The following is a 25,908-nucleotide window of genomic DNA, read 5'->3' as shown; positions in this document are numbered from 1 at the left end:
CAGTCATACCGGTGTGTGTCAGGTGGCGTCGGCGTCGAACGGCGGACGCTCGTCCGGCTGAGCGGTCCTCTTGACCATGTCGGGGCGCCCGGCGGAGGCGGCCGGGGACTCCTTGGACAGGCTCGGACCGGAGCCGTTCGAGGGCGTGGCGGAGGAGGCGCTGTCGTGGCCGTGGACGGCGTCGGTGACCTCGGCCATCTCCTTCTTCAGGTCGAAGCCGTTACGGATCTCCTGAAGGTCCTTGAGGCCGTACTCGTCCTTCTCCAGGACGTGCTTGCGCACGAAGTTCTTGGGCTTGAGGTCCTCGAACTCGAAGTCCTTGAACTCCGGCCCCAGCTCGCTGCGGATGTCTTCCTTGGCGCTGTCCGAGAACGCCCGGACCTTGCGGACGAAGGACATGACGTCCTGGATGACCTTGGGGAGCTTGTCCGGACCGAAGATGAGCACGGCAAGGATCACGAGCGCCACCAGCTCGAGGGGTCCTATGTCGAAGAACACCTTGCAGCTCCTTGGGTTATCCGCGGCCTTCGGTGGCCTAGGGGCCAGGCCGCCTATCACGGTACCTGGCCCCGCACGTCGGGCGGGAGTCGCCCGTACCAACACCGTGCAAACGATCAGCCCGTGCTGGAGGATCCCAGGCTGAGCCGGACGGACCGCTCCTTGCCGCCCCTTTGGAGGGTCAGCACCAGCGTGTCGCCGGGCCGGTGGCTGCGGATCTTGACGATCAGCTCCTCGCCGCTGTGCACGGGGGCGCCGTCGACCTTGGTGATCACATCGCCGGCCTTGATCCCGGCCTTGGCGCCGGGGCCGCCCGGGAGGACCGGCTGCCGGCCGTCCTTGCTGCGCTCACTGACCCGCGCCCCGTCGCCCGCGTACTCCATCTCCAGCGTGACGCCGATCACCGGGTGTGTCGCCCGGCCGGTGTTGATCAGCTCCTCGGCCACCCGCTTGGCCTGGTTGATGGGTATGGCGAAGCCCAGCCCTATGCTGCCGCCCTGGCCCTGGCTGTCGCCGTCCGGGCCGCCGCCGCTGTCGGCCGCGCGGATGGCGCTGTTGATGCCGATCACCCGCGCCTTGGCGTCCACCAGCGGACCGCCGGAGTTGCCCGGGTTGATGGGGGCATCGGTCTGAAGGGCGTCCACATACGACACATCGCTGCCGTCGCCCTTCTGGCCGCCCGCGGTGATCGGGCGCTGCTTGGCGCTGATGATCCCGGACGTGACGGTGTTGGCGAGGTCGAACGGGGCGCCGATCGCCACCACCGGGTCGCCGACCCGTACCGAGTCGGAGTTGCCGAGGGTGAGCGGGCGGAGCCCCGCGACGCCCTCCACCTGGACGACGGCGAGGTCGTAGCCACCGTCCCGGCCGACGACCTTGGCCTTGGCCGTCTGGCCGCCGCTGAAGGTCACCGAGATCTCGCCGTCGCTGCCGGCCGGTTCGACCACATGGTTGTTGGTGAGGATGTGCCCCTGGTGATCGAGGACGAAGCCGGTCCCGGTCCCCTGCTCGGCACTGCCCCGCACGTGGAGGGTGACCACCCCCGGCAGCGCACGCTGCGCGATCCCGGCGACGCTGTCGGGCTTACGGCCCCCCTCATCGGCCTCGGACTGCGACAGCTTGATATCGCTGAGCCCGCCGTAGCGCTCGACATACGCACCGATGCACCCCCCGACACCCCCCGCGAGCAGGGCGAGCGCCACCGCTCCAGCGACCAGCGGTCCCCGCCGGCGTCGCCGGCCGCCCTGCGACGCCATGGGCCCGCCCTGCAACGGCGCGCTCCAGGGGTCGTACTGGTGCCAGGCGCCTGGGGAGGCGGCGGGCGTGGGGTGGGAGGTGGGGGCCTGGCCGGGGAGGTGGGCGTGGCCGGAGGTGGGGGCCGGGCCGTGGTCACTGGGGCCGGGGTGCGGGCCGGGAGCGTGGGGCGCGGGTGGCGAGGCCGGATGGGGGCCGCCGGGTCCGGTGGTGCCGGGCTGCGGGCCTGATCCGTAGGCCGCGGTCGCCGAGGCCGGGCGGGGGCCGCCATCGCCGGGGTGGGGGATGAAGGCGCCGTCCGTGCCCTCCTGCGGCGCGTCGGTCCCGGCGGCCGGCCCGGTCGCGGCAGCCATGGAGGCGCTCGGTGAGCCGGTGACCCCGGGGTCGGCGTCGGGCCCGGCGGGGGCGGGCTGCGGGGTGCCGGTCTTCTGGAGACCCGGCCGCTGGGGTACAGCCGGGTCGGCGGCGGGCTGGGGGTGTGCGGCGTCCGCCGCCCCGGCCGGGTGCGGCTGCTCGGCGCCCGGTGCGAGCGACGAGCGCTCCTCACCGGTCGTGCCGGACGGCGCCGCGGGCGCGGGTGACTGCGGCGGGCCCGGGTAGGCCGCGGCGGGCATGGCGGTCTGCGGGGCGGCCGGGGCGCCGTACGGGGGCAGCGGCCCGGCCTGCGGCGGAAGCACCGTGCCCTGTGCGGGGGTCGCCATCGGCCGCTGCACGGGCGGCGCGGGCGCCCAGGGCCCGGGACCGCCGTAGGGAGGGGTGCCGTACGGGTCCTCGGCGTGCAGGGGCTGTCGGCGCGCGGCGGCCGGGGCCTCGGGCGGTGCGGGTGCCTCGGGCGGTATCGGAGTGGCTTCGGGGGCGGGGGTGGGCGGGGTGGCCGTCGTGGGCGCGGCGGCGGGTGCGGCCGCTATGACCGTCGTGGCCGTCGTGTCCGCGCCGTCCGGGGTCCGGGCAGGTGAAGCCGTTTCGTCCCGTACGTCCTCACGCCCCTGCCCCGGCGGCACAGTCGTCGGGGCGGTCCCGGCAGCCGGAGCCGCCGCGCCCCGTGCATCCTCAGGCACCCGCCCGAGCGTCACGGTCCCCGGGTCCGGCCGCGCACCGCCGGCCGCGCCGTCCACGGCCGCGGCGGTCTCCTGATCCGGACCGGCCCCGGCTGTCGCGCCCGACGCCACCGCCAACTCATCGGCGGGCCCGGCCACTTCGGCCGTCTCGGCAGCTCCGGGCGCCACCGCGCCGTTCCGAGGCTCGGGCGGACGCACCACCCAGTCCTCGCCGCTGTGGTGCACGGCGGACGTGCCGGAGCCCTCGGTCCGCGTTCCGTCCGACGAGTTACCGGCGGGCGGCAGCGTCTGCGGGCCGGCCTCGGCGGACGGTTCCGTGCCCGTGCTGCTCCCCGGACGGCTCCACCACTTCAGCTTCGACCCGGCGGCCTTACCGTCGTCCATGCTCTCCCCAGAGTTCGCCCGCGTCGTGCGCGGGCCACCACCTCGCGGACGCGCCCGGTCAGGGGTGCGCCGCCCCACAGCGATTCAACCAGTTCCGTGTGGGGCCGCGCAGGGGACGGTCAGCGCCGGGCGGAGGCTCCGCTCCCGGCGGAGGGACCCGCCGCGGCCGCGGAGCCGATCAGCGGACGCTTGGGCTCCAGGGGTGGGAGCGCCGGCGGGTTCTTCCGCACCGGGGAGTTGCCGGTGGCGATGGCCAGGGGCGCGAGGTGATACGGCGACGCCGGACCGCTCCCGGCTATCAGCGGGGAGAGGCCGAAGCGACCGGCCGGCGCGGAGGGCGGTGCCGGCGCCGACGCATAGGGGGCTGGGGGTGCCGCACCGGGGCCGTAGAGAGCCATGGCACTGGGGGCCGGGGCCAGGGTCGGGCCGCCGGACGGCTGCCGGCCGGCGGAGTTCTTGGCGGCGAACTCCGCGCCACGGAGCAGGGAACCGCTGTCGGCGGCCGGGCTGACGCTGAGCGGGGTGACGGTCGTGCCACCGCTGTCGACGCGTCCGCCGGGCAGGTCGACGGCCGCTTCCAGCGGGAGGGCGCCGCCCAGCGCGAAGGCCGCGAGGGAGACCGCACCGGCCGCCGCGAAGGCGAACCGCCGCCGCTGTGCGGGACGGTCCATCTCATGGACCCGGAAGCCGCGGCCGCGCGAGGGGGTGGGAAGCGCCGCCATGGCGTGGCCGGAGTGACCGTCGGAGGGGACATAGCGGAACGCGCCGCCGCCTCTGGCGAAGTCACCGCGTCCGAGGGCGCCGTTGCCGAGCCGGCTGCCGGGACCCTCGGGGTCGCCGCCGGGCAACTGCTGGAGACGTGCCAGCAGGCCCTCGGACGGCCCGGGGGGTGCCGCCTGGGCGAAGACGTTTTTCAGCCGACGCTGGGCATCGGCCTCCGCCTTGCATTTGCCGCAGGTCGCAAGATGCGCGAGCACCCGCTCGCGCGCGTCATGCCCCAACTCGCCGTCGACCAGGGCCGCAAGGCGGTCGCCGAGATGCTGCTCGGCGGGGGACGGACCGCCGTTGCCGCTCACGCGATTCCGACCTCCTGCGAGGGCACCACGGCCAGCGAGCGTCGCTGCTCGCGCTCTTCGGCGCGGGTGGCCGGGGCCCGGTGCTTGAGGGACTTGCGCAGATGGGAGCGGCCACGGTGGATCCGGCTGCGGACCGTGCCCAGCTTGACGCCGAGGGTCGCGGCGATCTCCTCGTAGGACAGGCCCTCGATGTCGCACAGCACGACCGCGGCGCGGAATTCGGGCGCCAGGGTGTCCAGCGCCTGCTGCACATCGGCGTCGAAATGGGTGTCGTTGAAGTGCTGCTGCGGGGAGGGCTCACGGCTGGGCAGCCGCTCGGCCGCGTCGTCACCGAGCGCGTCGAAGCGAATACGCTGGCGGCGCCGGACCATGTCCAGGAAGAGGTTGGTCGTGATGCGGTGCAGCCAGCCCTCGAACGTGCCGGGGGTGTACGTCGACAGCGAACGGAAGACGCGGACGAACACCTCCTGGGTGAGGTCCTCGGCGTCGTGTTGATTGCCGGTGAGGCGATAGGCGAGGCGGTAGACCCGTGCACTGTGGGTGCTGACGATCTCCTCCCAGCTGGGCGGAGTCCACGCCTGCGCATCCGCGTCTGCGGCAAAGGTCGCGGTGGTCGCGGAGTCGGCGGTGGAGGCCCCTCCCATGCCCTTCGGGCCATGGGGGCGGAAACGGTCAGCAGTGTTTGTCACGGATTTCGGCTCGGCGAACGACCTCTTCAAGCGCCTCAGCACCCCTCGGTCACCCGCCGCAGCCGCACCTCCCCTGGTGGCTCTGGTGGTGTCCAGTAGAGCCCCTACCATATCCACCTCGCCCGTTAGCTCCGGATAAGCAGTTTTGACCTGCATTTGGTCCTGCTTCTCGTCCTGGTTCGCGTCTCGCGCGGTCGTCACCGTGCCTCCCCCCGTCACCCCGCTACCCCTCCCTAACGTCCAGTCCCATCTGCGGGTTCCCGCACGCAGCGGATACAGTCACGGTTGCGTCAACTACGGGGACAGGAGAGGGCCATTACCGGCAACCGGCAGACGAGCTTGGCATTCGCCGAGGCGTACGGCGCCGGGACCATCGACGACAGCGCCGAGGCCGCCCTGCACTGGTCCCGTGACCGCGCACGGGAAGCCGGTATCCGCACGGTGACCACCGGCACCGGCTCGGCCCTCCGTCTGCTCGCCGCCGCCGTGGACGCCAAGGCGGTCGCCGAGATCGGCACCGGCACGGGCGTGTCGGGCATCTACCTCCTGCACGGCATGCGGCCCGACGGGGTACTGACCACCGTGGACCTCGAACCCGAGCGGCAGGCGTTCGCCAAGCAGGCGTTCCGTGCCGCGGGCTTCGCCGGCAACCGCGCCCGCTTCATCCCCGGCCGCGCCCTGGACGTACTGCCCCGGCTCGCGGACGGCGGATACGACCTCGTGTACTGCGACGGCGACCTGATGGAGTGCTTGGAGTACCTCGCTGAATCGTTGCGGCTGCTGCGCCCCGGCGGCCTGGTCTGCTTCGAGGGCGTCTTCGCGGACGGCCGTACGGTCGATTCGGCGGTACAGCCCGCAGAGGTGCTGCGGCTGCGGGAACTGCTGCGGGCCGTAAGGGAGAGCACGACCCTCGTACCGTCCCTGTTGCCGGTCGGTGACGGACTGCTCTGCGCGGTCAAGCGCGGTTGACCACCCGGCGGGGGACGTACGAAACGGCCCCGGCACGCGGCGCGCCTTCACTGCGCGCCACGTGCCGGGGCCGGGGTAATTCGGCTGGGGATACCGGGGCCAGCCCCGGGAAACCGCCGGTTGCGCCGCCCTTGTCAGACGGTGACCTTGTCCAGGGCCTCACCCAGGGCCTTGGCTTCGTCGGGGGTCAGCTCGACGACGAGCCGCCCGCCGCCTTCGAGCGGAACACGCATGACGATGCCCCGCCCCTCCTTGGTCACCTCGAGCGGGCCGTCGCCCGTCCGCGGCTTCATGGCCGCCATGCTCGTTCCCCTTCCTGAAACCAGCTCATCTCAGCCGACGGCCCGAATAGGCACGTGTCACCGGCATCGAACACATTGCTTCCAGGCCATTATCCCGCATCGAACGACCCGATGACCAACATCGGGCTGCATCCCTTCGGCAACGCGCTCCCGCAAACCCCCTCAATTCGGAGAGGCGGCTGCAATACTTCTCCACCCGCCGCCCCCCGGCGCGCCCGCAATCTTTGATGTACGTCACATGCCGATGCCCGATGATCTCCGGCATCCTGAGCGCTGACTGCCGCTGCCGAGCAGTCCGAGCCGCGACGGAGGGGACTCCCACTATGGCCGACACCGTGCTCTATGACGTGACCGACGGACTCGCGACGATCACGCTCAACCGCCCCGACGCGATGAACGCGCTGAACATCGAGGCGAAGGTCCTGCTGCGGGACACGCTCCAGGAGGCCGCCGCCGACTCCGCCGTGCGGGCCGTGCTGCTGACCGCCACCGGGCGCGCCTTCTGCGTCGGGCAGGACCTCAAGGAGCACATCGGCCTGCTGGCCGAGGACCGGGCCACCGGCTCCGGGAAGACCATGAACACCGTGCGTGAGCACTACAACCCCATCGTGACGGCGCTGACCGAGATGCCCAAGCCCGTGGTGGCGGGTGTCAACGGGGTCGCCGCGGGCGCCGGCGCGGGCTTCGCGATGGCCGCCGACTACCGCGTGGTCGCCGACTCGGCCTCCTTCAACACCTCCTTCGCAGGGGTCGCGCTGACCGCCGACTCCGGGATGTCCTGGACCCTGCCGCGGCTGATCGGCCAGGGCCGGGCCGCCGACCTGCTGCTCTTCCCGCGCAACGTCGGTGCCCAGGAGGCGTACGAGCTGGGGATCGCCAACAAGGTGGTGCCGGCCGAGGAACTGGCCGGGGAAGCCGCGGCCGTCGCCCGCCGGCTGGCCCAGGGCCCGACCGCCGCGTATGCCGCGCTCAAGGAGTCGCTGGCCTACGGGGCGGGGCACTCGCTCGTCGAGACCCTCGGCAAGGAGGACGAACTACAGGGCCGGGCAGGGGCGTCGGAGGACCACCGGATCGCGGTCGAGGCGTTCGTGAAGAAGGAGAAGCCGGTCTTCCTGGGCCGCTGACCCGCCCTGGGCCCGGCCCCGCCGGCCGGGTCAGCCGGCCGCCGCCTCCACGGCCGCCCGGACGTGGCACTCCGCCAGATGGTCGTTGACCAGACCGCAGGCCTGCATCATCGCGTAGGCGGTAGTCGGGCCGACGAAGCGGAAGCCGCGCTTCTTGAGGTCCTTGGCGAGCGCCGTGGACTCCGGGGTCGTCGGCTGGAGATCGTCGACGGTGCGCGGCACCGGCCGGCCCGCCCGGGCGGGGGCGAAGGACCAGATCAGGTCGTCGAGCTCGCCGGGGGCCAGCTCGGCGGCGACCTTGGCGTTGTTGATCGTCGCGGCGATCTTGGCGCGGTTGCGGATGATGCCGGGGTCGGTGAGCAGCCGCTCGGCGTCCGCGTCCGTGAACCGCGCGACCTTCGCGATGCGGAAGCCGGCGAACGCGGCGCGGAAGCCGGGGCGGCGGCGCAGGATCGTGATCCAGGAGAGCCCGGACTGGAACGCCTCCAGGCTCATCCGCTCGAAGAGGGCGTCGTCGCCATGGACCGGCAGGCCCCATTCGGTGTCGTGGTAGGCGCGGTAGTCGGCCATCTGCGCCGACTCCAGCCCCCACGGGCAGCGCGGGATGCCGTCCGGTTCCCTCACCACGCCGCTCATGCCCGCTCCTCGTCGTCCGGCCGCTGTCCGGGCGCTTCGGGTGCGTTCGCGGATTTCTGGTCGCCGGGCCCCGCCTCCGGCACCGGCCCGAGCACCGGCGGGCCGTCCTGTATCAGCCCCGGGCCGCCCATGGCGGAGGCATGCGCCCCGGCCAGCGCGGCCTCCAGCTCGGCGATCCGGGCGTCCCGCTCGGCGAGTTCGGCGCCCAGCCGGTCCAGGACGTCGTCGACGTCGGTCATGCGATAGCCACGGACGGTGACCGGAAGGCGGACGGCGTCCACATCGGCGCGGGCCACCGGGCGGTCCTCCGGCAGCGGGTCGTGCAGCCGGTCCGGCTCGGCATCCCGCAGCCCACCGCCGTCACCGCCACCGACGACCACGAGCGTGACCGCGGCCACCACCACGACCATCGCGATCAGCAAGAACCAGAACACGACCAACTCCCCGGACTATGTGCCTGCACTGATCGTGCCATGCGGGTGTGACAGTTAGGGTCGCTCCCGGACCACGGAGAGGGAGTCAGGGAATGCTGCGGCTGGGGAATCGCGAGTTCGGCGCGCACGAGCCGGTGATCATGGCGATCGTCAACAGGACGCCGGACTCGTTCTACGACCAGGGCGCCACGTTCCGTGACGAGCCCGCGCTCGCCCGGGTGGAACAGGCCGTGGCCGACGGTGCCGCGATCATCGACATCGGCGGCGTCAAGGCCGGTCCCGGCGAGGAGGTGAGCGCCGAGGAGGAGGCCCGCCGCACCGTCGGGTTCGTCGCCGAGGTCCGCAAGCGCTTCCCCGATGTGGTGATCAGCGTCGACACCTGGCGGCACGAGGTCGGCGAGGCGGTGTGCGAGGCCGGCGCGGATCTGCTCAACGACGCCTGGGGCGGCGTCGATCCACGGCTCGCCGAGGTTGCCGCGCGCTATGACGTCGGCCTGGTGTGCACCCACGCGGGCGGCGCCGAGCCACGGACCCGGCCGCACCGGGTGACCTACGACGACGTGATGGCGGACATCCTGCGGGTGACGCTCGGACTGGCCGAGCGCGCCGTGGAGTTGGGCGTCCGACGGGACGCGATCATGATCGATCCGGGGCACGACTTCGGCAAGAACACCCGGCACAGCCTGGAGGCGACCCGGCGGCTGGGCGAGATGACGCAGACGACCTGGCCGGTGCTGGTCTCGCTGTCCAACAAGGACTTCGTCGGCGAGACGCTCGACAGGCCGGTCAAGGACCGGGTACTCGGCACCCTCGCGACCACCGCCGTCTCGGCCTGGCTGGGCGCCCAGGTCTACCGCGTCCACGAAGTCGCCGAGACCCGGCAGGTGCTGGACATGGTGGCCTCGATCGCCGGCCACCGGCCCCCGGCGGTCGCCCGCCGGGGACTGGCCTGAGGGAGGAATCCCTTAGGGCTCGTGCGAACGGATGCCGTAGGGGGTGCCTGGGCCCCCTCGGGGCCACAACGGGATGGGGAGCGGGGGTATTCCCGGGGTGGGCGCCTGGCCGGGAGGTTTCCCGGGCGGGCACCGGCCGGGGGTAGTCCCGGGCGGGCGCCGGGCGGCGGCATTCCCGGGCCGCCCCCGTCAGCGGGACCCCGGGCCGCCCCCGCTCCCAGAGGGCGTCTCCCTAGATCCCGACCTCCTTGGTCACCAGGGCGATTGCCTCGTCCACGTCGTCGCTGAGGTGGAAGAGCTCCAGATCGTGCATCGACGCCTTGCCCTGGGCGATGAGGGTGTCGCGCAGCCAGTCGACCAGGCCGCTCCAGTAGGCCGTGCCGAACAGCACGATCGGGAAGCGGGTGACCTTACGGGTCTGGACGAGGGTGAGCGCCTCGAAGAGCTCGTCGAGGGTGCCCAGGCCACCGGGGAGCACCACGAACCCCCGGGCATACTTCACAAAGCACGTCTTGCGGACGAAGAAGTAGCGGAAGTCGACGCCGAGGTTCACGTACTCGTTCATGCCCTGCTCGAAGGGCAGCTCGATGCCCAGCCCGACGGAGGTGCCACCGGCCTCGTTGGCGCCCTTGTTGGCGGCCTCCATGGCGCCGGGGCCGCCGCCGGTGATCACCGCGAAACCGGCGTCGACCAGGGCCCGGCCGATCCGTACACCGGCGTCGTACTCCTTGGAGTCACGCGGCGTACGGGCCGAGCCGAAGACGCTGACGGCCGGACCCAGCTCGGCCAGCGCGCCGAAGCCCTCCACGAACTCCGACTGGATGCGCATCACGCGCCAGGGGTCGGTGTGCACCCACTCGGAGGGGCCTTCGGAGTCCAGCAGCCGCTGGTCGGTGGTGCCGGTCTGCACCTGCTCCTGGCGGCGCAGTACGGGACCCAGCCGCTGCTCCTCCGGGACCGGTGCTCCCTCGGGACTGGCCATGTCGTGCTCCCTCCGCTGGCAGATCGTTTGCCTGTTCAGCGTAGATCCGCCGACATGAAGAGCAGGGGAATTCGGTGGGGAGGCGAGCGGTCGGCGGCGGGCCCGGGGGGCGTCAGGCCGTCAGCCAGGCGCGCAGCCGTTCCTCACAGTGCAGGATGCGGTCGATTTCCACCCGCTCGTCCTTCTTGTGCGCGAGCAGGGAGTAGCCGGGGCCGTAGTTGACGGCCGGGACGCCCAGGGAGCTGAAGCGCGAGACATCGGTCCAGCCGAACTTGGGCATCGCGGTGCCGCCGACGGACTCCATGAACGCCCGGGCCGCCGGGTGGGACAGTCCGGGCAGCGCGCCCGGGGAGTGGTCGTCGACGACGAACTCGTCCACCGGGCAATCCGCGAAGACCTCGCGGACGTGGGCCACCGCCTCGTCGGGGGTGCGGTCCGGTGCGTAGCGGAAGTTCACGGTGACCGTGCAGGCGTCCGGGATGACATTGTTGGCGACGCCGCCCTCGATGCGTACGGCGTTGAGGCCCTCGCGGTATTCGAGGCCGTCGATGACCGGGCGGCGCGGCTCGTACGCGGCGAGCTTCGCCAGGATCGGGGCGGCGGCGTGCAGCGCGTTGGCGCCCATCCAGCTGCGGGCGGAGTGGGCGCGCTCGCCGGTGGTGCGCAGCAGGACCCGGAGGGTGCCCTGACAGCCGCCCTCCACCTGGCCGTCGGAGGGCTCCAGGAGGACGGCGAAGTCACCGGTGAGCCAGTCGGGGTGGGCGTCGGCGACATGGCCGAGGCCGTTGAGGTGCGCGGCGACCTCTTCGTTGTCGTAGAAGACGAAGGTCAGGTCGCGGTTGGGGGCCGGGACGGTGGCGGCCATCCGCAGCTGGACGGCGACGCCGGACTTCATGTCGCAGGTGCCGCAGCCCCACAGCACGCCGTTCTCGTCCAGCCGGGAGGGGACGTTGTCGGCGATCGGCACGGTGTCGAGGTGCCCGGCGAGCACCACCCGCTCGGCGCGGCCCAGGTTCGTGCGGGCCACCACGTTGTTGCCGTAGCGGTCGACGGTGAGGTGCGGGAGCGCGCGCAGCGCGTGCTCGACGGCGTCGGCGAGGTCCTTCTCGTTGCCGCTCTCGGAGGGGAAGTCGACGAGCTGCGCGGTGAGCGCGGCGGCGTCGAGCGACAGGTCGAGGGCGGGGTGATCTGTGGGGCGCTCCATGGATCCGACCCTATCGGCAGCACTCCAGTACGGTGGGCCCGTGTCCGCACAGCCCTCAGCTCCCCGCCGCCGCGCCCGTCTGTGGCGTGCCGCCGCAGCCGTCGCCGTACTGATCGGACTGGCCGGCTATCTCGTGATCCAGTACGTGACCGGAGGCCCGGGAGCACCGCAGTGCACGGTGCGCGCCGAAGGGGATGCGAAGGAGTACGAGCTGTCCCCGGAGCAGGCCGCGAACGCCGCGACGATCTCGGCGGTGGCGTCCTCGCGCGGGCTGTCGGAGCGGGCGGTGACCATCGCGCTGGCGACCGCGATGCAGGAGTCGGGGCTGCGCAACATCGACTTCGGTGACCGGGATTCGGTCGGGCTCTTCCAGCAGCGGCCGTCGCAGGACTGGGGCACCGTGCAGCAGATCATGGACCCGGTCTATTCGGCCGGGGAGTTCTACCGGCATCTGGCGAAGGTGCCCGGCTACTCCCGGCTGCCGCTGACCGTCGCCGCGCAGAAGGTGCAGCGCAGCGGCTACCCGCAGGCCTATGCGAAGCACGAGGCGAACGCCGCACGGCTGACCGGCGCGCTCTCGGGCCGTGACCGGGACGCGATGACCTGTACGGAGAGCCGCCCGGTGGACGGGCAGGCGGGTGGCGCCGCGGCGGTGCGGGAGCGGCTGGTGCGGGAGTTCGGCGCCGGGGTGCTGCCACGGGCGGGCGACGACAAGGGCCGCGCCAAGGGCGGCGTGACGATACCGGTGGGGCAGTCCGGTGCGGTGGGCGCGGGCGATACCGAGCGGCGCGGCTGGGAGCTGGCCATGTGGGCGATGGCGCACTCCGCCGAGCTGCGCATCGAACAGATCTCTTACGCCGGCCGGATGTGGCAGGCGGACGATGCGGGGAAGGGCTGGCAGCGGAAGCCGGCCGATTCCGCGGGGGCCGCGCAGCAGGTGCGGATCGTCACCGCGCAATAGTTTGTCCGGTCACCCGGAAGGGGCACCGTCAGCAATTCCCTTTTACGGAAGGCGAGTTGACCGTATCTCGTCCACGTCCTCGGTCAATTCCCTTGTATGCAAAGGGCTGTGACGTTTCCGCGGCACCGCCGTCCGTGCACATATTGCCCGTCTTTATCCAGGGCCGATTATGTGACGCGTTACCAACTCTTTACCGGAGTTCACCGCAACCTTCGGGGTTCTGACGCGGTAGTCAGTGCGTCCGCCAGGCGGACATGGCACATCTGTCAGAAGAACGAGTCCTTCTCCGTAAAAGGAGCACCATGTCCCTCCCCGTTACGCGTCGGATCGCCCGAGCCGCCCTGCTCGTTGCAGCGGGTGCCGCTCCCGTGGTCGCTGCGGCCGGCTCCGCGAGCGCTGCGGAGCTGCCCACCAAGGCACTCGGCGGACTGACGGCGCCCCTGGACTCCCAGAACACCAGCGAGACCCTCGACCACACCGCGCGCGACGGCGTCGGCCTGGTGAACGCGGCCGGCAGCAAGGCCGCCACGAAGCTCGCCCCGGCACTCGTCGAGACCGCCGGCCCGGTCGTGAAGAAGGCCATGCCGCTCACCCATGCCGCCGTTGACAAGGCGGAGAGCGTGGCCCGCCCGATCGCCAAGAAGGGCGTCTCGACCAGCTCGCTGCCGCTCGACGCGGCCAAGGGGCTCGTCGGCTCGCCCAAGGGCCTGCTCGCGCCCGCCACCGGCCTGCTCGGCGGTCTGCCGCTCGGCGGCCGCTGACCGGCGGTCCGCCCGTACGACGCGCAGGGGCCCGGGGAGTTCGCTCTCCCCGGGCCCCTGCGCGTGGTCAGCCGCGGCTCACTCCGCCAGCCGGCGCACCGCCGCGTCCACCCGCTCGTCGGTGGCGGTGAAGGCGATCCGTACGAACCGCTCCCCCGCCGGGCCGTAGAACTCGCCGGGGGCGACGAGGATGCCGCGCTTGGCGAGGTCGCCGACCGTGTCCCAGCAGGGCTCGTCGCGGGTCGCCCAGAGGTAGAGCGAGGCCTCGCTGTGCTCGATGCGGAAGCCGGCGGCCTCGAAGGCGCCGCGCAGCGCGGCGCGGCGGCGGGCGTAGCGCGCACGCTGCTCGGCGACATGGGCGGTGTCGCCAAGCGCCGCGACGGTGGCGGCCTGCACGGGCGCCGCGATCATCATGCCGCCGTGCTTGCGGATCTGGAGCAGATCGCCGAGGACCGCGGCGTCACCGACGAGGAACGCGGAGCGGTAGCCGGCCAGGTTGGAGCGCTTGGAGAGCGAGTGGACGGCGACGAGGCCGTCGTGGGAGCCGCCGCAGATGTCCGGGTGCAGCACGGAGACCGGGTCGGCCTCCCAGCCCAGCTCCAGGTAGCACTCGTCGCTGAAGACCAGGACACCGTGCTCGCGCGCCCAGGCGACGGTGCGGCGCAGCTCGTCGGCGCTCAGCACCCGGCCGGTGGGGTTGGACGGCGAGTTCAGCCAGAGCAGCTTCAGACCGCTGGGGTCCAGCTCCGTGGGGTCGTCGTAGACGACCGGCTCGGCGCCGGCCAGCCGGGCGCCGACCTCGTAGGTCGGGTAGGCCAGCCGGGGGTAGCCGACCTTGTCGCCGGGGCCGAGGCCCAGTTGGGTGGGCAGCCAGGCCACCAGCTCCTTGGAGCCGACGACCGGCAGCACATTGGTGTGCTCCAGGCCCCGGGCACCGAGCCGCTCGGCGGCCCAGCCGGTGAGGGCGTCCCGCAGCGCGGCCGTGCCCCACACCGTCGGATAGCCGGGGCTGTCGGCCGCGTCGGTCAGCGCCTGCCGCACCAGCGCGGGGACCGGGTCCACCGGGGTGCCGACGGACAGGTCCACGATGCCGTCGGTGTGCGCGGCGGCGGTGGCCTTGTACGGCTCCAGGCGGTCCCAGGGGAAGACCGGAAGCCGGTCGCGGAGCGACGCGCGCGGGGATTCGGGCCGGGGAGACGATGCTGCGCCCACGGTGCTCTCTTTCTCGGGTGGTGCGGGGCCCTCGGCGGAAATGCTGCGGTCCCGTACGGCGGCAGGCCGTACGGGACCGGGGCGGCGCCGTGCGACCTCCCGTGGCTGACACGGGGAGGTGCCCCCAACGACACGGGGACAAGAGGGAGCGGGCTGGCTCCCTCTTGCTCCTCGGTCGTTACTGGTTCTGCGGCGGCAGGGCCGCGATGAACGGGTGGTCCCGCTCGATCAGACCGAGCTTGCTGGCGCCACCGGGCGAACCGAGCTCGTCGAAGAACTCCACATTCGCCTTGTAGTAGTCCTTCCACTCCTCCGGGGTGTCGTCCTCGTAGAAGATCGCCTCGACCGGGCAGACCGGTTCACAGGCACCACAGTCGACGCATTCGTCCGGGTGGATGTACAAGGACCGGGAGCCCTCGTAGATGCAGTCGACCGGGCACTCCTCGATGCACGCCTTGTCCTTGACGTCGACACAAGGCTGCGCGATGACGTAGGTCACGCTGTCGTTCCTCCTCGGTAGGGCCGGCGGACCGATTGGCAGTACCGCCGCTGGGCGCGCGGGAGCGCGGCGTCGTCGATGCCCGCCATCTAGTATCTCCGTTCCCGGGCGCGAGACGAACAAGAGGGGCGGTTTGAGCGATGGAATTCCTGGCCGGCGGACGCGCGGAGGTCCGGATCACCCGTTCTGACGTGGGCAAAAGGGTATCCGTCCGGCGTCTGACCGGGGGCGGTGCGGGGGTTCCCGCGTTCACCGACGCGGTCGGCGTTCTCACATCCTGGGATCAAGGTGTGCTGAGCATCACACGGCGCAGTGGTGAGACCGTCCGGATCGAGGAGTCCTCGCTGGTGGCGGGCAAGGTGGTGCCCGACCGTCCCGCCACCGCCCGGCACGGGGCCGCGCGGCCGTCCTCGGGGGAACCGTCCCGCCGGCGGGGGCCCGCCGCCACCGCCCGCGAGCTCCAGACCGTCGCGGCCCGCGGCTGGCCCGCCGTGGAGACGGCGCATCTCGGGGAGTGGACACTGCGGGCCTCGGGAGGATTCACCCGCCGCGCCAATTCCGTGCTGCCGCTCGGCGACCCCGGCGTCCCGCTGGAGGTGGCACTGGAGCGGATCGGCCAGTGGTATGACGAGCGTGGTCTGCCGCCGGTGATCATGGTCGCCACCGGGCAGGCCGACACCGATGAACGGCTGGCCGCGGAGCTGGCGGAACGCGGCTGGACCGCCGAGCGGCACACCACCGTCCGGATCGCGGCGCTGGCGCCACTCGCCGACACCGACGCCGACACCAGCCGCGTCACGCTGTCCCGGGAGCCCGGCGCGGACTGGCTGGCCCTGTACAACCGGACCGGCGAGGCCACCGCGTCGGAGGAGGCCACCCGGATCGCCCGGCAGGTGCTGACCGGCGGGCCGTCCGTGTGGTTCGCGACGGTGCCCGGCGCGGACGGCGGGACGGCGGCGATCGGCCGGCTGGTCGTCGACGGGCGCTGGGCGGGCTTCGCGGCGCTGGAGGTGGCCCCGGCCGCACGGCGGCAGGGACTGGCCACGCTGGTGATGGCGGCACTCGCCGAGCGGGCCCTGGAAGAGGGCGCCTCGGCCGCGTATCTCCAGGTCGAGACCGACAACGCGGACGCGCTCGCGTTCTACGACCGGCTGGGCTTCACCGAGCACCACGGCTACCACTACCGGCGTGCCCGGCCCGGCGGCCGGCGCTGAAGGGTCCCACCGACATGCCCCAGGAACCCGAGCCGGAGCGGGACGGCGCCCGCGCCGCACGGCGGCAGCAGTTCACCGAGGCCGCGCGGGCCGAGCGGCCCGATCTGACGCTGCTGTGTCTGCTGATCGGTGCCGAGGCCGATCCCGCGCTGGACGAGGCGGGCTGTGACGCGGTGCAGATCGAACTGGACCGGCTGGCCGGGCTGCTCCCGTACGCCCCGGCCGGTGGCCCCGGGGCCTGGGCCCGCAACGTCGCCGAGCTGCTCGGCACCCGGTGTGGCTTCGGCGGCTCGCCCGCCGACTACCGGCGGCTGGAGTCCTCGCTGCTGCACGAGGTGCTGCGGCGGCGCCGGGGCCTGCCGATCCTGCTGTCGGTGGTGTGGATGGAGGTCGCCCGGCGGGCCGGGGCCCCGGTGTACGGGGTGGCGCTGCCGGGCCATTTCGTCGTCGGTTTCGGCGATCCCGCCGGCAGCCACGTCCTGGCCGATCCGTTCGCGGGCGGCCGGCCGCTCACCGACGAGGACGCGGAGCTGCTGGTCGCGGGGGCGACGGGGGAGCCGCTGAGCGCGCGGATGATGACGCCCGCCGATCCGCTGGAGATCGTGCTGCGGATGCTCAACAACATCCGGGCCTGGGCGCAGGCCCGCCCGGAGCACAGTGCGGTGCAGCTGTGGGCGCTGGAGCTGTCGCTGCTGCTGCCGAGCCATCCGGCGCGGCTGCGCCATGAGCGGGCCCAACTGCTCGTCCAGCGTGGTGAGTTCCTGGCCGGGGCGGCCGAGCTGGAGGAGTACGCCCGGGTGGTGGAGGCCGTCGACGCGGCCGGGGCGCTCGCGATACGGCGTCAGGCCGCGGCGGCACGGGCCATGCTGAACTGAGTGGCGGCCGGGGTACGCCGGACGACCAGCGCGGTCGCGTCGTCCTTGAGGTCGCCGCCGGTGAAGCTCTCCAGATCGGCGCGGAGGGTACGGGCCAGCTCCGGGGGCTCCAGGTCCGTCCACCCGGCCAGCCGCTCGGCCAGGGGGTAGAACTCACCGTCCTTGCCGCGCGCCTCGGTCACGCCGTCCGTGCACAGCACGATCCAGTCGTCGGGATCGGGGTGGATCCGGACGCTGTGCCGGGGCCCGCCGCCGAGCATGCCCAGGCCGAGCGGCAGTCCGCCCTCGCCGTCCCGGCGCTCGGTGACCTCACCGTGGCGCACCAGGTAATACGGGATGTGGCCGCAGGACAGCACCCGCCCCTGCGGCGAGCCGGCCGCACTGCGGATCTCCATCAGCAGCGCCGTGACGAAGCGCTCGTCGGCGCCCTGCTCGACGGAGCGGGCGTTGTGCCGGATCAGCGCCTGCTCCATGCGCTCGGCCACCGACTCCAGCGATTCCTGGTACTGCGCGGCCTCCCGGAACGACGCCAGCACCTCGACGCCGGCCCCGATCGCCGGCATGCCCTTGCCCTGTACGTCGCCGATCATCAGCCGGAGGCCGTGCGGGGTGTCGATGGCCTCGTAGATGTCGCCGCCGACCCGGGCCCCCTCCTGGGCGGAGACATAGAAGCCGTACGCCTCGACCGCGCCGGCGCTGAGCGGCAGCTCGCGCAGCATCGCCCGCTGCACGGTGTCGGCGACCAACCGGGTCCGGGCGTGCAGGGCCTCCCGCTGGAGGCGGGTGCGGCACAGCATCAGGGAGAAGACGGCCACCAGACAGGCGCCGAAGATCCCGACGACCCGGCTGGCCGGGGCCCAGTCGGGCACCGTGAAGAGGTCGATGTAGGTCAGGGACACGACGAAGACGACCGCCACCAGGAGCGTCCGCCGGAACGAGCAGCGCAGCGCGGCGTACAGCGGGGCGATGCCCAGGAAGGCCGAGATGTGCAGTTCCGGGCCGGTCGTCGCGTCCAGCACGGCGACCAGGAGGATCGCCAGGATGAGCAGCAGGGGAGCCCAGACGCGGTGCTCGGTGGATCGGTCGGCAGGCATAACACTTCAAGCCTGCAAGACTCCGCCGAAGACCGCACCGGGACGAAGGTCCCGGCGCATACGGGACCGGCGCCGGCGCGCGGGGCTACAGCCAGCCCTTGTCGCGGGCCGTGCGGACCGCCTCGGTGCGGTTGCGGGCGCCCGTTTTCTGGATGGCGGTGGAGAGGTAGTTGCGGACCGTGCCCGGGGACAGCTGGAGTGCGGCGGCGATCTCGGCGTTGGTGGCGCCGTCGGCGGCCGTCAGCAGCACCTCGCGCTCGCGCTCGGTCAGCGGGCTGGCGCCGTCGGCGAGCGCGGCCGCCGCCAGCGCCGGGTCGATGACCCGCTCGCCGCGCAGCACGCGCCGTATCGCGTCGGCGAGCCGGGCCGCCGGAGCGTCCTTGACCAGGAAGGCGTCGGCGCCCGCCTCCATGGCGCGGCGCAGATAGCCGGGGCGGCCGAAGGTGGTGAGGATGACGGTCCTGACCGTGGGCAGGGCGTCGCGCAGCGCGGCCGCGGCGTCCAGTCCGTTCAGTCCGGGCATCTCGATGTCCAGGAGGGCGACGTCCACCGCGTGCTCCCGTGCGGCGGGGAGGACTTCGTCGCCGCGCGCCGCCTGGGCCACGACCTCCAGATCGTCCTCCAGCGACAACAGCGCGGCCAGCGCCTCCCGGACCATCGACTGGTCCTCCGCCAGCAGCACTCTGATCATGCGGGTCACCTTAAGGGGTTCGGAGGGACGGTGAGGGTTCGGTGCCGGCGTCGCCCAGGGGGACACGGGCGCGCAGCGCGAAGCCGCGGCCGCGCGGGGCCGGGCCGGTCTCCAGCCGGCCGTCGGCCAGGGCGAGGCGCTCGCGCAGACCGCTGAGGCCGTTGCCCTCGTGCTGGGCGCGGGGCGGGCCGGTGCCGTCGTCGAGCACCGTCAGGCACAGACAGTGGCGCTCGTCGGCCTCCCGCTCCTCGGTGAGCAGCAGTTCGCAGCGGCGGGCACCGCTGTGGCGTATGACGTTGGTGACGGCCTCGCGCAGCGCCCAGGCCAGGGCGCCCTCCTCGTCGGCGGTGAGCCCGCGGTACTCGCCCTCCAGGGCCGGGTCGACGACGGCCGTGACGCCCGCGGTGCGCAGCGCGGCCCGCGCCCCGGCCAGTTCGACGGCGAGCCGGGGGCGGCGGTAGCCGGTGACCGCCTCCCGCACATCGAGCAGGGCCTGCCGGCTGACCTGTTCGATGTCGGCGACCTGCCGGGCGGCGTCGGACGGCCGGTCGGGCAGCATCCGGCCGGCCAGCTCGCTCTTGAGCGTGATCAGGGAGAGGGAGTGGCCGAGGAGGTCGTGCAGATCGCGGGAGAGCCGCAGCCGCTCGTCGTTGGCGGCGAGGCGGGCGACCTTCTCGCGGGCGGCGCGCAGTTCCCTGGACGTATGGATCAGATGCTGCACGCCGACCATCAGGAAACCGCAGCCCAGCGCCGGTAGCCCGTAGGCGAAGAGGTAGTAGCCGCGGATCTGCGGATCGTGGGCGCCGACGACGAGCAGCACCGCGGTGACCAGCGGGATGGACCAGCGCGACAGCTGCCAGGGCAGCACCACTCCGCAGCCCACGCTGGTGAAGATGAACAGCACCAGCCAGGAGGAGTCCAGCGTCCAGGACAGCACCATGGACAGCACCAGCAGCAGCGCCAGGGAGCCGTGGACCACCGAGCGGCTCCGCTCGCCCCATATGTGGCGGAAGACCAGGCCGAAGTAGCAGAGCACGAAGAGCGTGAGCCCGAGGCCGCCCCAGATCCGCTCGGCGGTGGGGACGCCGGGCCGCAGCAGCCCGCTCACCGGGCCGGCCAGATACAGCAGCCAGAGGGAGATCCACATCGTCTTGACCAGCGCTTGGCGGCGGTTGCGGGGCGGCTGCCCGATCAGCATGGGACTGCGGTCCGCCGGCTCACGTTTCCCCGTGGTGTGTCTCACGCCTTGTGGGTGTCCTTGCGGTACAGGCCGGCCGCACCGGCGGTGAAGACCAGCAGATAGCCGGCCAGGATGGCCACGTCCTTGAGGTGCGGTGCGCCGCCGGCCTCGACGGCGGTGCCGAGCGCCGCGTAGGCGTGGGTCGGGAGCCACTCGGCGATGTTCTGCACCCACTGCGGCAGGATCGTCAGCGGCATCCACAGGCCGCCGAGGAAGGCCAGGCCGAAGTAGCACAGCATCGATATCGGGCGGACCGCGTCACCGGTGGCCAGATAGCCGAGGGCGACGCCGAGGGCGGCGAAGACGAAGCTGCCGAGCCAGGTGCCGACGGCGATGGCGATCCACTGCCAGGGCTCCAGGCGGACGCCCTTGACCACCGCGGCGACGATCAGGACCAGCAGGATCGAGGGCAGGCTGACGGTCGCGGCGGCGGCCATCTTGGCGGCGACATAGCCACGGCCGGGCAGGGCCGTCAGCCGCAACTGCCGCACCCAGCCCTTCTCGCGCTCCTTGGCGATGCGCTCGCTGTTGCCCAGCAGCACGGCGGTCATGGCACCGAATGCTGCCATGGACACCATGAAATACAGGCCCATGTCCAGCTTCATCCCGGGGATCGGCTTGCTGTCCGCGCCGCCGGCGATGATCAGGTAGAGCACCGGCGGATAGATCACCGAGAAGAACATGAACTTCTTGTTCCGCAGGGCGCGGACGATCTCCAGCTTGATCAGAGTGGTCATCGTGCCGCCTCCTCGGCGGGGCCGGCGTCGGAGGCGGTGGTCAGGGCGATGAAGGCCTGCTCCAGGCCGAGGCCGGAGACTTCGAGGTGGCGGGGGTAGAGGCCGAGGCCGTACAGCGCGTGGACGGTGGCGTCGGCGTCCCGGGACTGGATGCGGACCGTGCGGCCGGAGACCTCCAGGGAGAGCAGCGCGGGCAGGCCGTCCAGCGCCCCGCGGTCGACCGGCTCGTCGAGGTCGAAGGTGACCCGGCGGGCGCCGGCCCTGGACTTGATCTCGGCGGCGGTGCCGTCGGCCAGCACCCGGCCGCGGTGCAGCACGATCACCCGGTCGGCGATCGCGTCGGCCTCTTCGAGGTAGTGCGTCGCGAAGAGGACCGTACGGCCTTCCCGGGCCTGCCGGCGCATCGCGCCCCAGAAGGTCTGCCGGGCGGTGACGTCCATCCCGGTGGTCGGCTCGTCCAGCACGATCAGATCGCCGGCGCCGGCGGTGGCGAGGGCGAAGCGGACCCGCTGTTCCTGGCCGCCGGAGAGCTTGTCGACCTTGCGGTCGGCGATGTCGGTGAGATCGGCGGCGGCCAGGATCCGGTCGAGCGGATGGCCTTGGGGATGCAGATCACGGGCGAGCTTGACCAGTTCCCTGACCTTGACGCCCTCCATCAGGCCGCCGCTCTGGAGCATCGCGCCGACCCTGCCCTGCTCTATGGCGCGCTGCGGGGTCGTGCCGAAGAGGGTGACGGTGCCGGAGTCGGCGGTGCGCAGCCCGAGGAGCAGATCGAGGGTGGAGGACTTGCCCGCGCCGTTCGGGCCGAGGAGGGCGACGGTCTCTCCCGGGAACAGCTCCAGGTCGAGGTCGCAGACCGCGCGCACCGCGCCGTAACTCTTGCTGACCTGCCGGAAACTGACCACGGGTGCCCGCTCCGCCGTCGCGGCGGTGGTGGTGTCGGCGGTGGTGGCCGCTGTGGTCGTCATGCCTCTCAGCTTCCGGCCTCCGCTCCCTGCGCGGCAGTGCCGGCTGTCAGCACTCCCCCATGACATCCGTCATGGGGGAGGCCCCCCAGGGGTCTTCCCGGGGTGACCGGGCAGACGCCCTGCGGGGGCCTCTCACCTGCGATGTCGCGCGGACGGCGGTCAGTTGCCGTTGGTGGCGATGGTCTGCACCCGCTCGGCCGGGCTGGTGCCCTGGAGGGCCTTGCCGACCGCGCTCGCCACCTCCTCGACGCTGACCGGGTGCTTGGAGCCGTCGCCCTTGGTGACCATGACGCCGTTGAAGGTGTCGCCGTAGAGCCGCTTGAGAGCCGGCCGGTCGTAGTAGGGCACCAGAGCGCCGTTGATGATCTTGAACGACAGGAACTTCGGGATGGACTTCTGCGGACTGAAGGAGACCGTGTGCGCCGCGTCCGTACGGACCGTCACCAGCCCGGACATCGCGGGCTCGGCGAACTGCTTCAGCGCCTTGTTCACCGCGGCCTTGCTGACCTGCGGCTGCTGGGTGCCGGCGGCCAGCACCACGGGGGCGTCGGTGCCGGTCGCGGCGCGCTTGCGGTAGGCGTCGGTGACCTTCTTCTTGGACGCGTCCACATCGATCGCCTTGTGGGGCGCGCCGTAGTGGGGCACCGCCTTGCCGTTCTCGAAGGTGATCCCGCCGTCCTCGGTGGCGCCCCCGGGCCCGGTGGCGTTCTCCAGGGCGATCTGGAGCTTCTCGTCGTCGACGATCACCGCGGGCTCGGCGGTGCGGTGCACGCCGAACAGCGAGCCGATGACGGAGACCGGGTTGTAGTCCCGGCCGGCCGCCTTGCGCACGGTCGCCTGCGGGTCGATGTCCAGGCCTGCCGTGGTGGGCCGGAGGGTCGCGGGCTTGCCGTCGACGCTGAGCTTGAGCGGCGCGGTACGGCTGTTCTTGAGCGCCGTCTCCAGCTTCTTGACGGCCTCTTCCTTGGTGGTGCCGCCGATGTCCACCCCGAGCACGGTGGTGCCGTTGGGCACATCGGCGTGGTCCAGCAGCAGTCCGGCGCCATAGGCGACACCGGCCAGCACCACGACGCCGACACCCACGAGAACGAGCTTGTTACGGCCCTTCTTGGGCGGGTTGATCGGCTCGGGGATCTTCGGCCGCGGCTTGGGGGCCGCGCTGTCGCCCTCACCGGCCGGGGCCTGCGCGAACGGCGACGGGGACGACGGCTTCTCGTCGCCGGGGATCTTCGGGATGCCGCTGACCAGCGTGTCGCCGGACACCCGGTCGCGGCCGCCGGGAGCGCCGCCCGGCCCGCCGCCCTGGGGGCCCTTCGGGCCGCGCTTGCCCTTGGGGGCGGTGGGCAGCCCACCGGTGACGCCGCCGCCGAGACCGCTGCCCGGCCCGGCGAGCGGCGCCGGCGGCTGCGGGGTGAGCTCCGCGGTGTCGTCGATCCGGGGCGTGCCGCCGGTGCCGGGGTCGCTGAAGCCGGGCGGGAGGTTGAGCGCCGAATTGCCGCGCGCCGGCCCGGTGGTCGGACCGCTCGGGCCGCCCGCCGGGGCGTCGAACGGGCTGTGGTCGCGGGTGGGAGCGGCGGGGCTGTCGAACGGCGTACCGCCGCCGGGCGCCGCGCCGTCGAACGGCGAGGCGGCAGCCCCCGGACCGCCGTCGAACGGCGAGCCGCCGCCCGGCCGGGCACCGCCGTCGAACGGCGAGGCGCCCTCCTGCGGTGCCGGGCTGTCGGAGAAGTACGGCAGGTCCGGGCGCTGCGGCGGCGTGGCGCCCGACGGGGCGCGCGGCGGCGTGGCACCGCCCGGGGCGGGCGGCACCGCGTGGGAGCCGGTGGAGGAGGACGCACCGGCGCCGCCCTGCGGCTTGCGCGGTGCGAACCAGTCGCTGGTCTTCTCGGGCGGGCCGCCCGCGGGCGTCTCGTCCGCCGGGGCTTCGGGCCGGGGCATGTTCGCCGTACGCTCCGCGTTCCGCTCGCCGGAGCGGGACGTGCCGCGGGAACCGGCGGCACCGCCGGAACCAGCCGGTCCGTTCATGCCGGCCTCCTCACCGACGGGCTTGCGCACGACGACCGGCGGGATGGGGCGCGACCCCGGAATGTTGATCTTGATCCGCGTCGTCAGCGTGGTCTCGGTCTTGGGCTCCTCCGGCTGCGCCGCGGCACCGGACGCCGGCGTGTCGCCGGCCTCTCCCCTGGGCGAGCCGTACGGCGGCGTCCCGGACGGGTACGCGGCTCCGCCACGGCCCTGGGGGCCGGAGGACGAACTGTCAGATTCACGACTCAAAGCAGGTTCTCCCGGTTGGCTCCGCCGCTCGTCAGAGATGATCCCCGGCCACAGGCCGGGAGGTGCCCCCAGGGCGGCGCGACGGCGCGCACCACCATACTGTCCGCCGCGGGCGGCCACCCGGGGAGCGTACGAACACCCCCGCCCCGGGCGAACCCCCGGGACCCGGTTCGTTCACCCGGACCGACGCGGCATCCGTCCCGGTTTGGGCCACGTCATCCGCCAACTCGGCCGGGCCGGACGCCCGTCGGACGCATCTGCTTCGCGGTGGCGCAGATCACAGCGACCGCGATGCCGCCCAGCAGGAAGATGTACGAGCCGAGCCCCGCGCCGAAGAGGAAGTCACCTTCCGGCCGGACGTTGCTGAGCAGCAGAAACACGGTCACCAGCCAGGCCGCGCCGGGCACCAGCACGCCCGCGGAGGTACCGGTCGCCCGGCCGCCCCCGTAGAACAGGCCGCCGACACCGGCCAGGGCCAGCGCCAAACCGCCAGGGAACCAGGCCGCTTGTACCAGCGTTCCGGCACCGGCCACCAGCACGCCCGCGACCAGAAGCAGCACATATATGCCGACGCGTCCCACCGTCAGCGGCGCGGCAGGCACGGAACCCGCCATCGGCGCCACGGGGACACCGGACGGCATACCGGACGTTCCGCCCGAACCGGCCCGCGACCGCTTCCCCTTGCCGGGAGCCGCGCCACCGTTTCCCTCACCGGCGTTCCCGCCGCCCTTCGCCGTGCTCATTCCGCCGCCTCCTCAATCCGGGCACTCTCCTCCATACCCACCATTTCGCCGATACCCGCGAAGAGATCGTCCTCCCGGACCCCGTCCGCGGCGCCCGGGACGCCGTGCACCAGCCGATAGTGCTCCGTGCCGAACAGCGGCTGACCCAAGTCGTTGGAGAGCGCGAAGAACGGCCCGTCGACCGCGATCTGGGTGTAGTGCGCCCGCATCGCCGCGGACTTCGCGGCCGTGTACCGGGGATCGCCGGTGAGGGACGCCGTGACCTCGGAGTCCGGTACCACGCCCGGCACATCGTCGACGGTGGCCACCCCGGGGAAGCTGTGGCCGGCCGCGCGCAGCCGCGCGAAACCCTCCTCGACCACCGACCGGGGGTTGCAGTTCCAGTAGATCTTCCCGATCTCATGGGCCCGGCCCAGTTCCGGCCGGAAGTCCGCCCGCGCGGCGAGCTCGGCACCACGCATGGCGACGCGGTGCGCCTGGATGTGATCGGGGTGGCCGTATCCGCCGTTCGGGTCATAGGTGACCAGGACCTGCGGCCGGACCTCCCGGATCACGGCCACCAGTTCACCGGCCGCCTCGTCGAGCGGGGCCTGCCAGAAGGCGTCCGGCCGGTCGTTCTGGGGAGCGCCCATCATCCCGGAGTCCCGGTAGCGGCCCGGCCCGCCGAGGAAGCGGTGGTCCGTGACGCCCAGGGCCGCCATCGCGGCGGCCAGCTCACCGGCGCGGTACGGGCCGAGGGTGTCGTCGCGGTCCGGCGCGAGCGCGGCGAGCTCGGACGGGATGACCTCGCCCTCCTCGCCGAGGGTGCAGGTCACCAGGGTGACCAGCGCGCCCTCGGCCGCGTACTTGGCCATGGTCAGGCCGTTGTTGATCGACTCGTCGTCGGGGTGCGCATGCACCAGCAGCAGCCGCCGGGAAAAGGCGGCGGGCGAGGCGCTCCCGTCGGCGGGTGGCTGCGGGGGACGGGCGGGCTGATCGGTCATGCCGACAGCCTACGAGCCGCCCCGTCCGCCGCCCGCAGGCGATCCCGTCCGCCACCCGGGTGCCCGGCCGGCGGACGGGCCCACCACGGGCGG

The 25,908-nt window shown here is 72.8% G+C and carries 26 protein-coding genes; 7 read left to right on the top strand and 19 right to left on the bottom strand.

Translation table 11 applies throughout. The annotated features are described in order from the left end of the window. Positions 1-18 precede the first annotated feature (18 nt). From TU31_RS02730 to sigE, 4 genes are all read right to left on the bottom strand, one after another. A complete protein-coding gene (locus tag TU31_RS02730; RefSeq protein ID WP_042148263.1) occupies positions 19-498 on the bottom strand; it encodes a sec-independent translocase in 480 nt (159 codons plus the stop codon). A gap of 116 nt (positions 499-614) precedes the next feature. Continuing rightward, a complete protein-coding gene (locus TU31_RS36425) occupies positions 615-2,366 on the bottom strand; it encodes a trypsin-like peptidase domain-containing protein (RefSeq protein ID WP_245698417.1) in 1,752 nt (583 codons plus the stop codon). 947 nt (positions 2,367-3,313) lie between these two features. Continuing rightward, on the bottom strand, positions 3,314-4,270 hold the full coding sequence (locus TU31_RS02720; RefSeq protein WP_042148257.1) for an anti-sigma factor family protein: 957 nt from the start codon (positions 4,268-4,270) through the stop codon (positions 3,314-3,316). Then, entirely contained in the window at positions 4,267-4,959 is a 693-nt protein-coding gene (sigE, locus tag TU31_RS02715; RefSeq protein WP_042149877.1) for an RNA polymerase sigma factor SigE, read from the bottom strand. The genes TU31_RS02720 and sigE overlap by 4 nt, the downstream gene beginning before the upstream one ends. A gap of 285 nt (positions 4,960-5,244) precedes the next feature. On the opposite strand from sigE, the gene TU31_RS02710 reads away from it, so the two are divergent. Continuing rightward, positions 5,245-5,928: an O-methyltransferase gene (locus TU31_RS02710; RefSeq protein ID WP_042148253.1), complete on the top strand. Its 684-nt coding sequence runs from the start codon at positions 5,245-5,247 to the stop codon at positions 5,926-5,928. 134 nt (positions 5,929-6,062) lie between these two features. On the opposite strand, the gene TU31_RS36420 is transcribed toward TU31_RS02710, so the two are convergent. Further along, entirely contained in the window at positions 6,063-6,230 is a 168-nt protein-coding gene (locus TU31_RS36420) for a DUF3117 domain-containing protein (RefSeq protein ID WP_006603288.1), read from the bottom strand. Positions 6,231-6,553: 323 nt separating this feature from the next. Between TU31_RS36420 and chcB the strand changes: the two genes are divergently transcribed. Continuing rightward, complete coding sequence (chcB, locus tag TU31_RS02705; RefSeq protein WP_042148250.1) at positions 6,554-7,354, top strand: 2-cyclohexenylcarbonyl CoA isomerase; 801 nt, start codon at positions 6,554-6,556, stop codon at positions 7,352-7,354. Positions 7,355-7,384: 30 nt separating this feature from the next. Here chcB and TU31_RS02700 read toward each other — a convergent pair whose 3' ends face one another. Together TU31_RS02700 and TU31_RS02695 are read right to left on the bottom strand one after the other, a co-directional pair. Beyond that, a complete protein-coding gene (locus TU31_RS02700) occupies positions 7,385-7,990 on the bottom strand; it encodes a DNA-3-methyladenine glycosylase I (protein WP_042148248.1) in 606 nt (201 codons plus the stop codon). Then, positions 7,987-8,424 (bottom strand): DivIVA domain-containing protein, encoded by a 438-nt coding sequence (locus tag TU31_RS02695; RefSeq protein ID WP_042148244.1) that lies wholly within the window; start codon positions 8,422-8,424, stop codon positions 7,987-7,989. The genes TU31_RS02700 and TU31_RS02695 overlap by 4 nt, the downstream gene beginning before the upstream one ends. 92 nt (positions 8,425-8,516) lie before the next feature. Between TU31_RS02695 and folP the strand changes: the two genes are divergently transcribed. After that, positions 8,517-9,377: a dihydropteroate synthase gene (gene folP / locus TU31_RS02690; RefSeq protein WP_042148242.1), complete on the top strand. Its 861-nt coding sequence runs from the start codon at positions 8,517-8,519 to the stop codon at positions 9,375-9,377. Between the two features lie 232 nt (positions 9,378-9,609). On the opposite strand, the gene TU31_RS02680 is transcribed toward folP, so the two are convergent. Further along, on the bottom strand, positions 9,610-10,359 hold the full coding sequence (locus tag TU31_RS02680; protein ID WP_042148240.1) for an LOG family protein: 750 nt from the start codon (positions 10,357-10,359) through the stop codon (positions 9,610-9,612). A 112-nt stretch (positions 10,360-10,471) separates the two neighbouring features. Then, positions 10,472-11,563: a succinyl-diaminopimelate desuccinylase gene (gene dapE / locus TU31_RS02675; RefSeq protein WP_042148239.1), complete on the bottom strand. Its 1,092-nt coding sequence runs from the start codon at positions 11,561-11,563 to the stop codon at positions 10,472-10,474. Between the two features lie 40 nt (positions 11,564-11,603). Between dapE and TU31_RS02670 the strand changes: the two genes are divergently transcribed. Both TU31_RS02670 and TU31_RS02665 read left to right on the top strand, forming a co-directional pair. Then, a complete protein-coding gene (locus tag TU31_RS02670; protein ID WP_078885517.1) occupies positions 11,604-12,524 on the top strand; it encodes a VldE C-terminal domain-containing protein in 921 nt (306 codons plus the stop codon). A 302-nt stretch (positions 12,525-12,826) separates the two neighbouring features. Further along, the gene (locus TU31_RS02665; RefSeq protein WP_042148235.1) at positions 12,827-13,285 is read left to right on the top strand and encodes a hypothetical protein; all 459 of its coding nucleotides are present in this window, start codon (positions 12,827-12,829) and stop codon (positions 13,283-13,285) included. Positions 13,286-13,363: 78 nt separating this feature from the next. Here the strand turns inward: TU31_RS02665 and dapC are convergent, their stop codons facing one another. Together dapC and fdxA are read right to left on the bottom strand one after the other, a co-directional pair. After that, positions 13,364-14,497, bottom strand: coding sequence for a succinyldiaminopimelate transaminase (gene dapC / locus TU31_RS02660; protein WP_042148234.1), 1,134 nt, complete (start codon positions 14,495-14,497; stop codon positions 13,364-13,366). Positions 14,498-14,675: 178 nt separating this feature from the next. Then, positions 14,676-14,996, bottom strand: coding sequence for a ferredoxin (gene fdxA / locus TU31_RS02655; RefSeq protein WP_018089397.1), 321 nt, complete (start codon positions 14,994-14,996; stop codon positions 14,676-14,678). A 140-nt stretch (positions 14,997-15,136) separates the two neighbouring features. Here fdxA and TU31_RS02650 point away from each other — a divergent pair, with 140 nt between their 5' ends. Both TU31_RS02650 and TU31_RS02645 read left to right on the top strand, forming a co-directional pair. Then, positions 15,137-16,210, top strand: coding sequence for a GNAT family N-acetyltransferase (locus TU31_RS02650; RefSeq protein ID WP_042148231.1), 1,074 nt, complete (start codon positions 15,137-15,139; stop codon positions 16,208-16,210). A gap of 14 nt (positions 16,211-16,224) precedes the next feature. Next, the gene (locus TU31_RS02645) at positions 16,225-17,085 is read left to right on the top strand and encodes a transglutaminase family protein (RefSeq protein WP_042148230.1); all 861 of its coding nucleotides are present in this window, start codon (positions 16,225-16,227) and stop codon (positions 17,083-17,085) included. On the opposite strand, the gene TU31_RS02640 is transcribed toward TU31_RS02645, so the two are convergent. The 8 genes from TU31_RS02640 to mshB form a co-directional block, all read right to left on the bottom strand. After that, positions 17,052-18,179, bottom strand: coding sequence for a PP2C family protein-serine/threonine phosphatase (locus TU31_RS02640; protein ID WP_042148229.1), 1,128 nt, complete (start codon positions 18,177-18,179; stop codon positions 17,052-17,054). The two genes, TU31_RS02645 and TU31_RS02640, sit on opposite strands and share 34 nt — an antisense overlap. A gap of 85 nt (positions 18,180-18,264) precedes the next feature. After that, positions 18,265-18,870, bottom strand: a complete 606-nt coding sequence (locus TU31_RS02635) for a response regulator transcription factor (protein WP_042148227.1) — start codon at positions 18,868-18,870, stop codon at positions 18,265-18,267. Positions 18,871-18,880: 10 nt separating this feature from the next. Next, positions 18,881-20,113, bottom strand: a complete 1,233-nt coding sequence (locus TU31_RS02630) for a sensor histidine kinase (protein ID WP_306304248.1) — start codon at positions 20,111-20,113, stop codon at positions 18,881-18,883. Beyond that, positions 20,110-20,847 carry an ABC transporter permease gene (locus TU31_RS02625; protein WP_042148222.1) on the bottom strand — a complete coding sequence of 246 codons (738 nt, stop codon included), beginning with the start codon at positions 20,845-20,847 and terminating at the stop codon, positions 20,110-20,112. Before TU31_RS02625 ends, TU31_RS02630 begins: the two co-directional genes overlap by 4 nt. Then, the gene (locus TU31_RS02620) at positions 20,844-21,815 is read right to left on the bottom strand and encodes an ABC transporter ATP-binding protein (protein WP_042148219.1); all 972 of its coding nucleotides are present in this window, start codon (positions 21,813-21,815) and stop codon (positions 20,844-20,846) included. The genes TU31_RS02625 and TU31_RS02620 overlap by 4 nt, the downstream gene beginning before the upstream one ends. Positions 21,816-21,974: 159 nt before the next feature. Further along, on the bottom strand, positions 21,975-24,089 hold the full coding sequence (locus tag TU31_RS02615) for a hypothetical protein (RefSeq protein WP_042148215.1): 2,115 nt from the start codon (positions 24,087-24,089) through the stop codon (positions 21,975-21,977). A gap of 215 nt (positions 24,090-24,304) precedes the next feature. Continuing rightward, positions 24,305-24,832, bottom strand: coding sequence for a DUF6113 family protein (locus tag TU31_RS02610; protein WP_042148213.1), 528 nt, complete (start codon positions 24,830-24,832; stop codon positions 24,305-24,307). Then, the gene (mshB, locus tag TU31_RS02605) at positions 24,829-25,815 is read right to left on the bottom strand and encodes an N-acetyl-1-D-myo-inositol-2-amino-2-deoxy-alpha-D-glucopyranoside deacetylase (protein WP_042148210.1); all 987 of its coding nucleotides are present in this window, start codon (positions 25,813-25,815) and stop codon (positions 24,829-24,831) included. The genes TU31_RS02610 and mshB overlap by 4 nt, the downstream gene beginning before the upstream one ends. Positions 25,816-25,908 lie beyond the last annotated feature (93 nt).

Source organism: Streptomyces lydicamycinicus, from assembly GCF_000829715.2.
In the GTDB taxonomy this organism is placed as follows: Bacteria; Actinomycetota; Actinomycetes; order Streptomycetales; family Streptomycetaceae; genus Streptomyces; species Streptomyces lydicamycinicus.
This window is presented reverse-complemented; position numbering and strand designations above follow the sequence as displayed.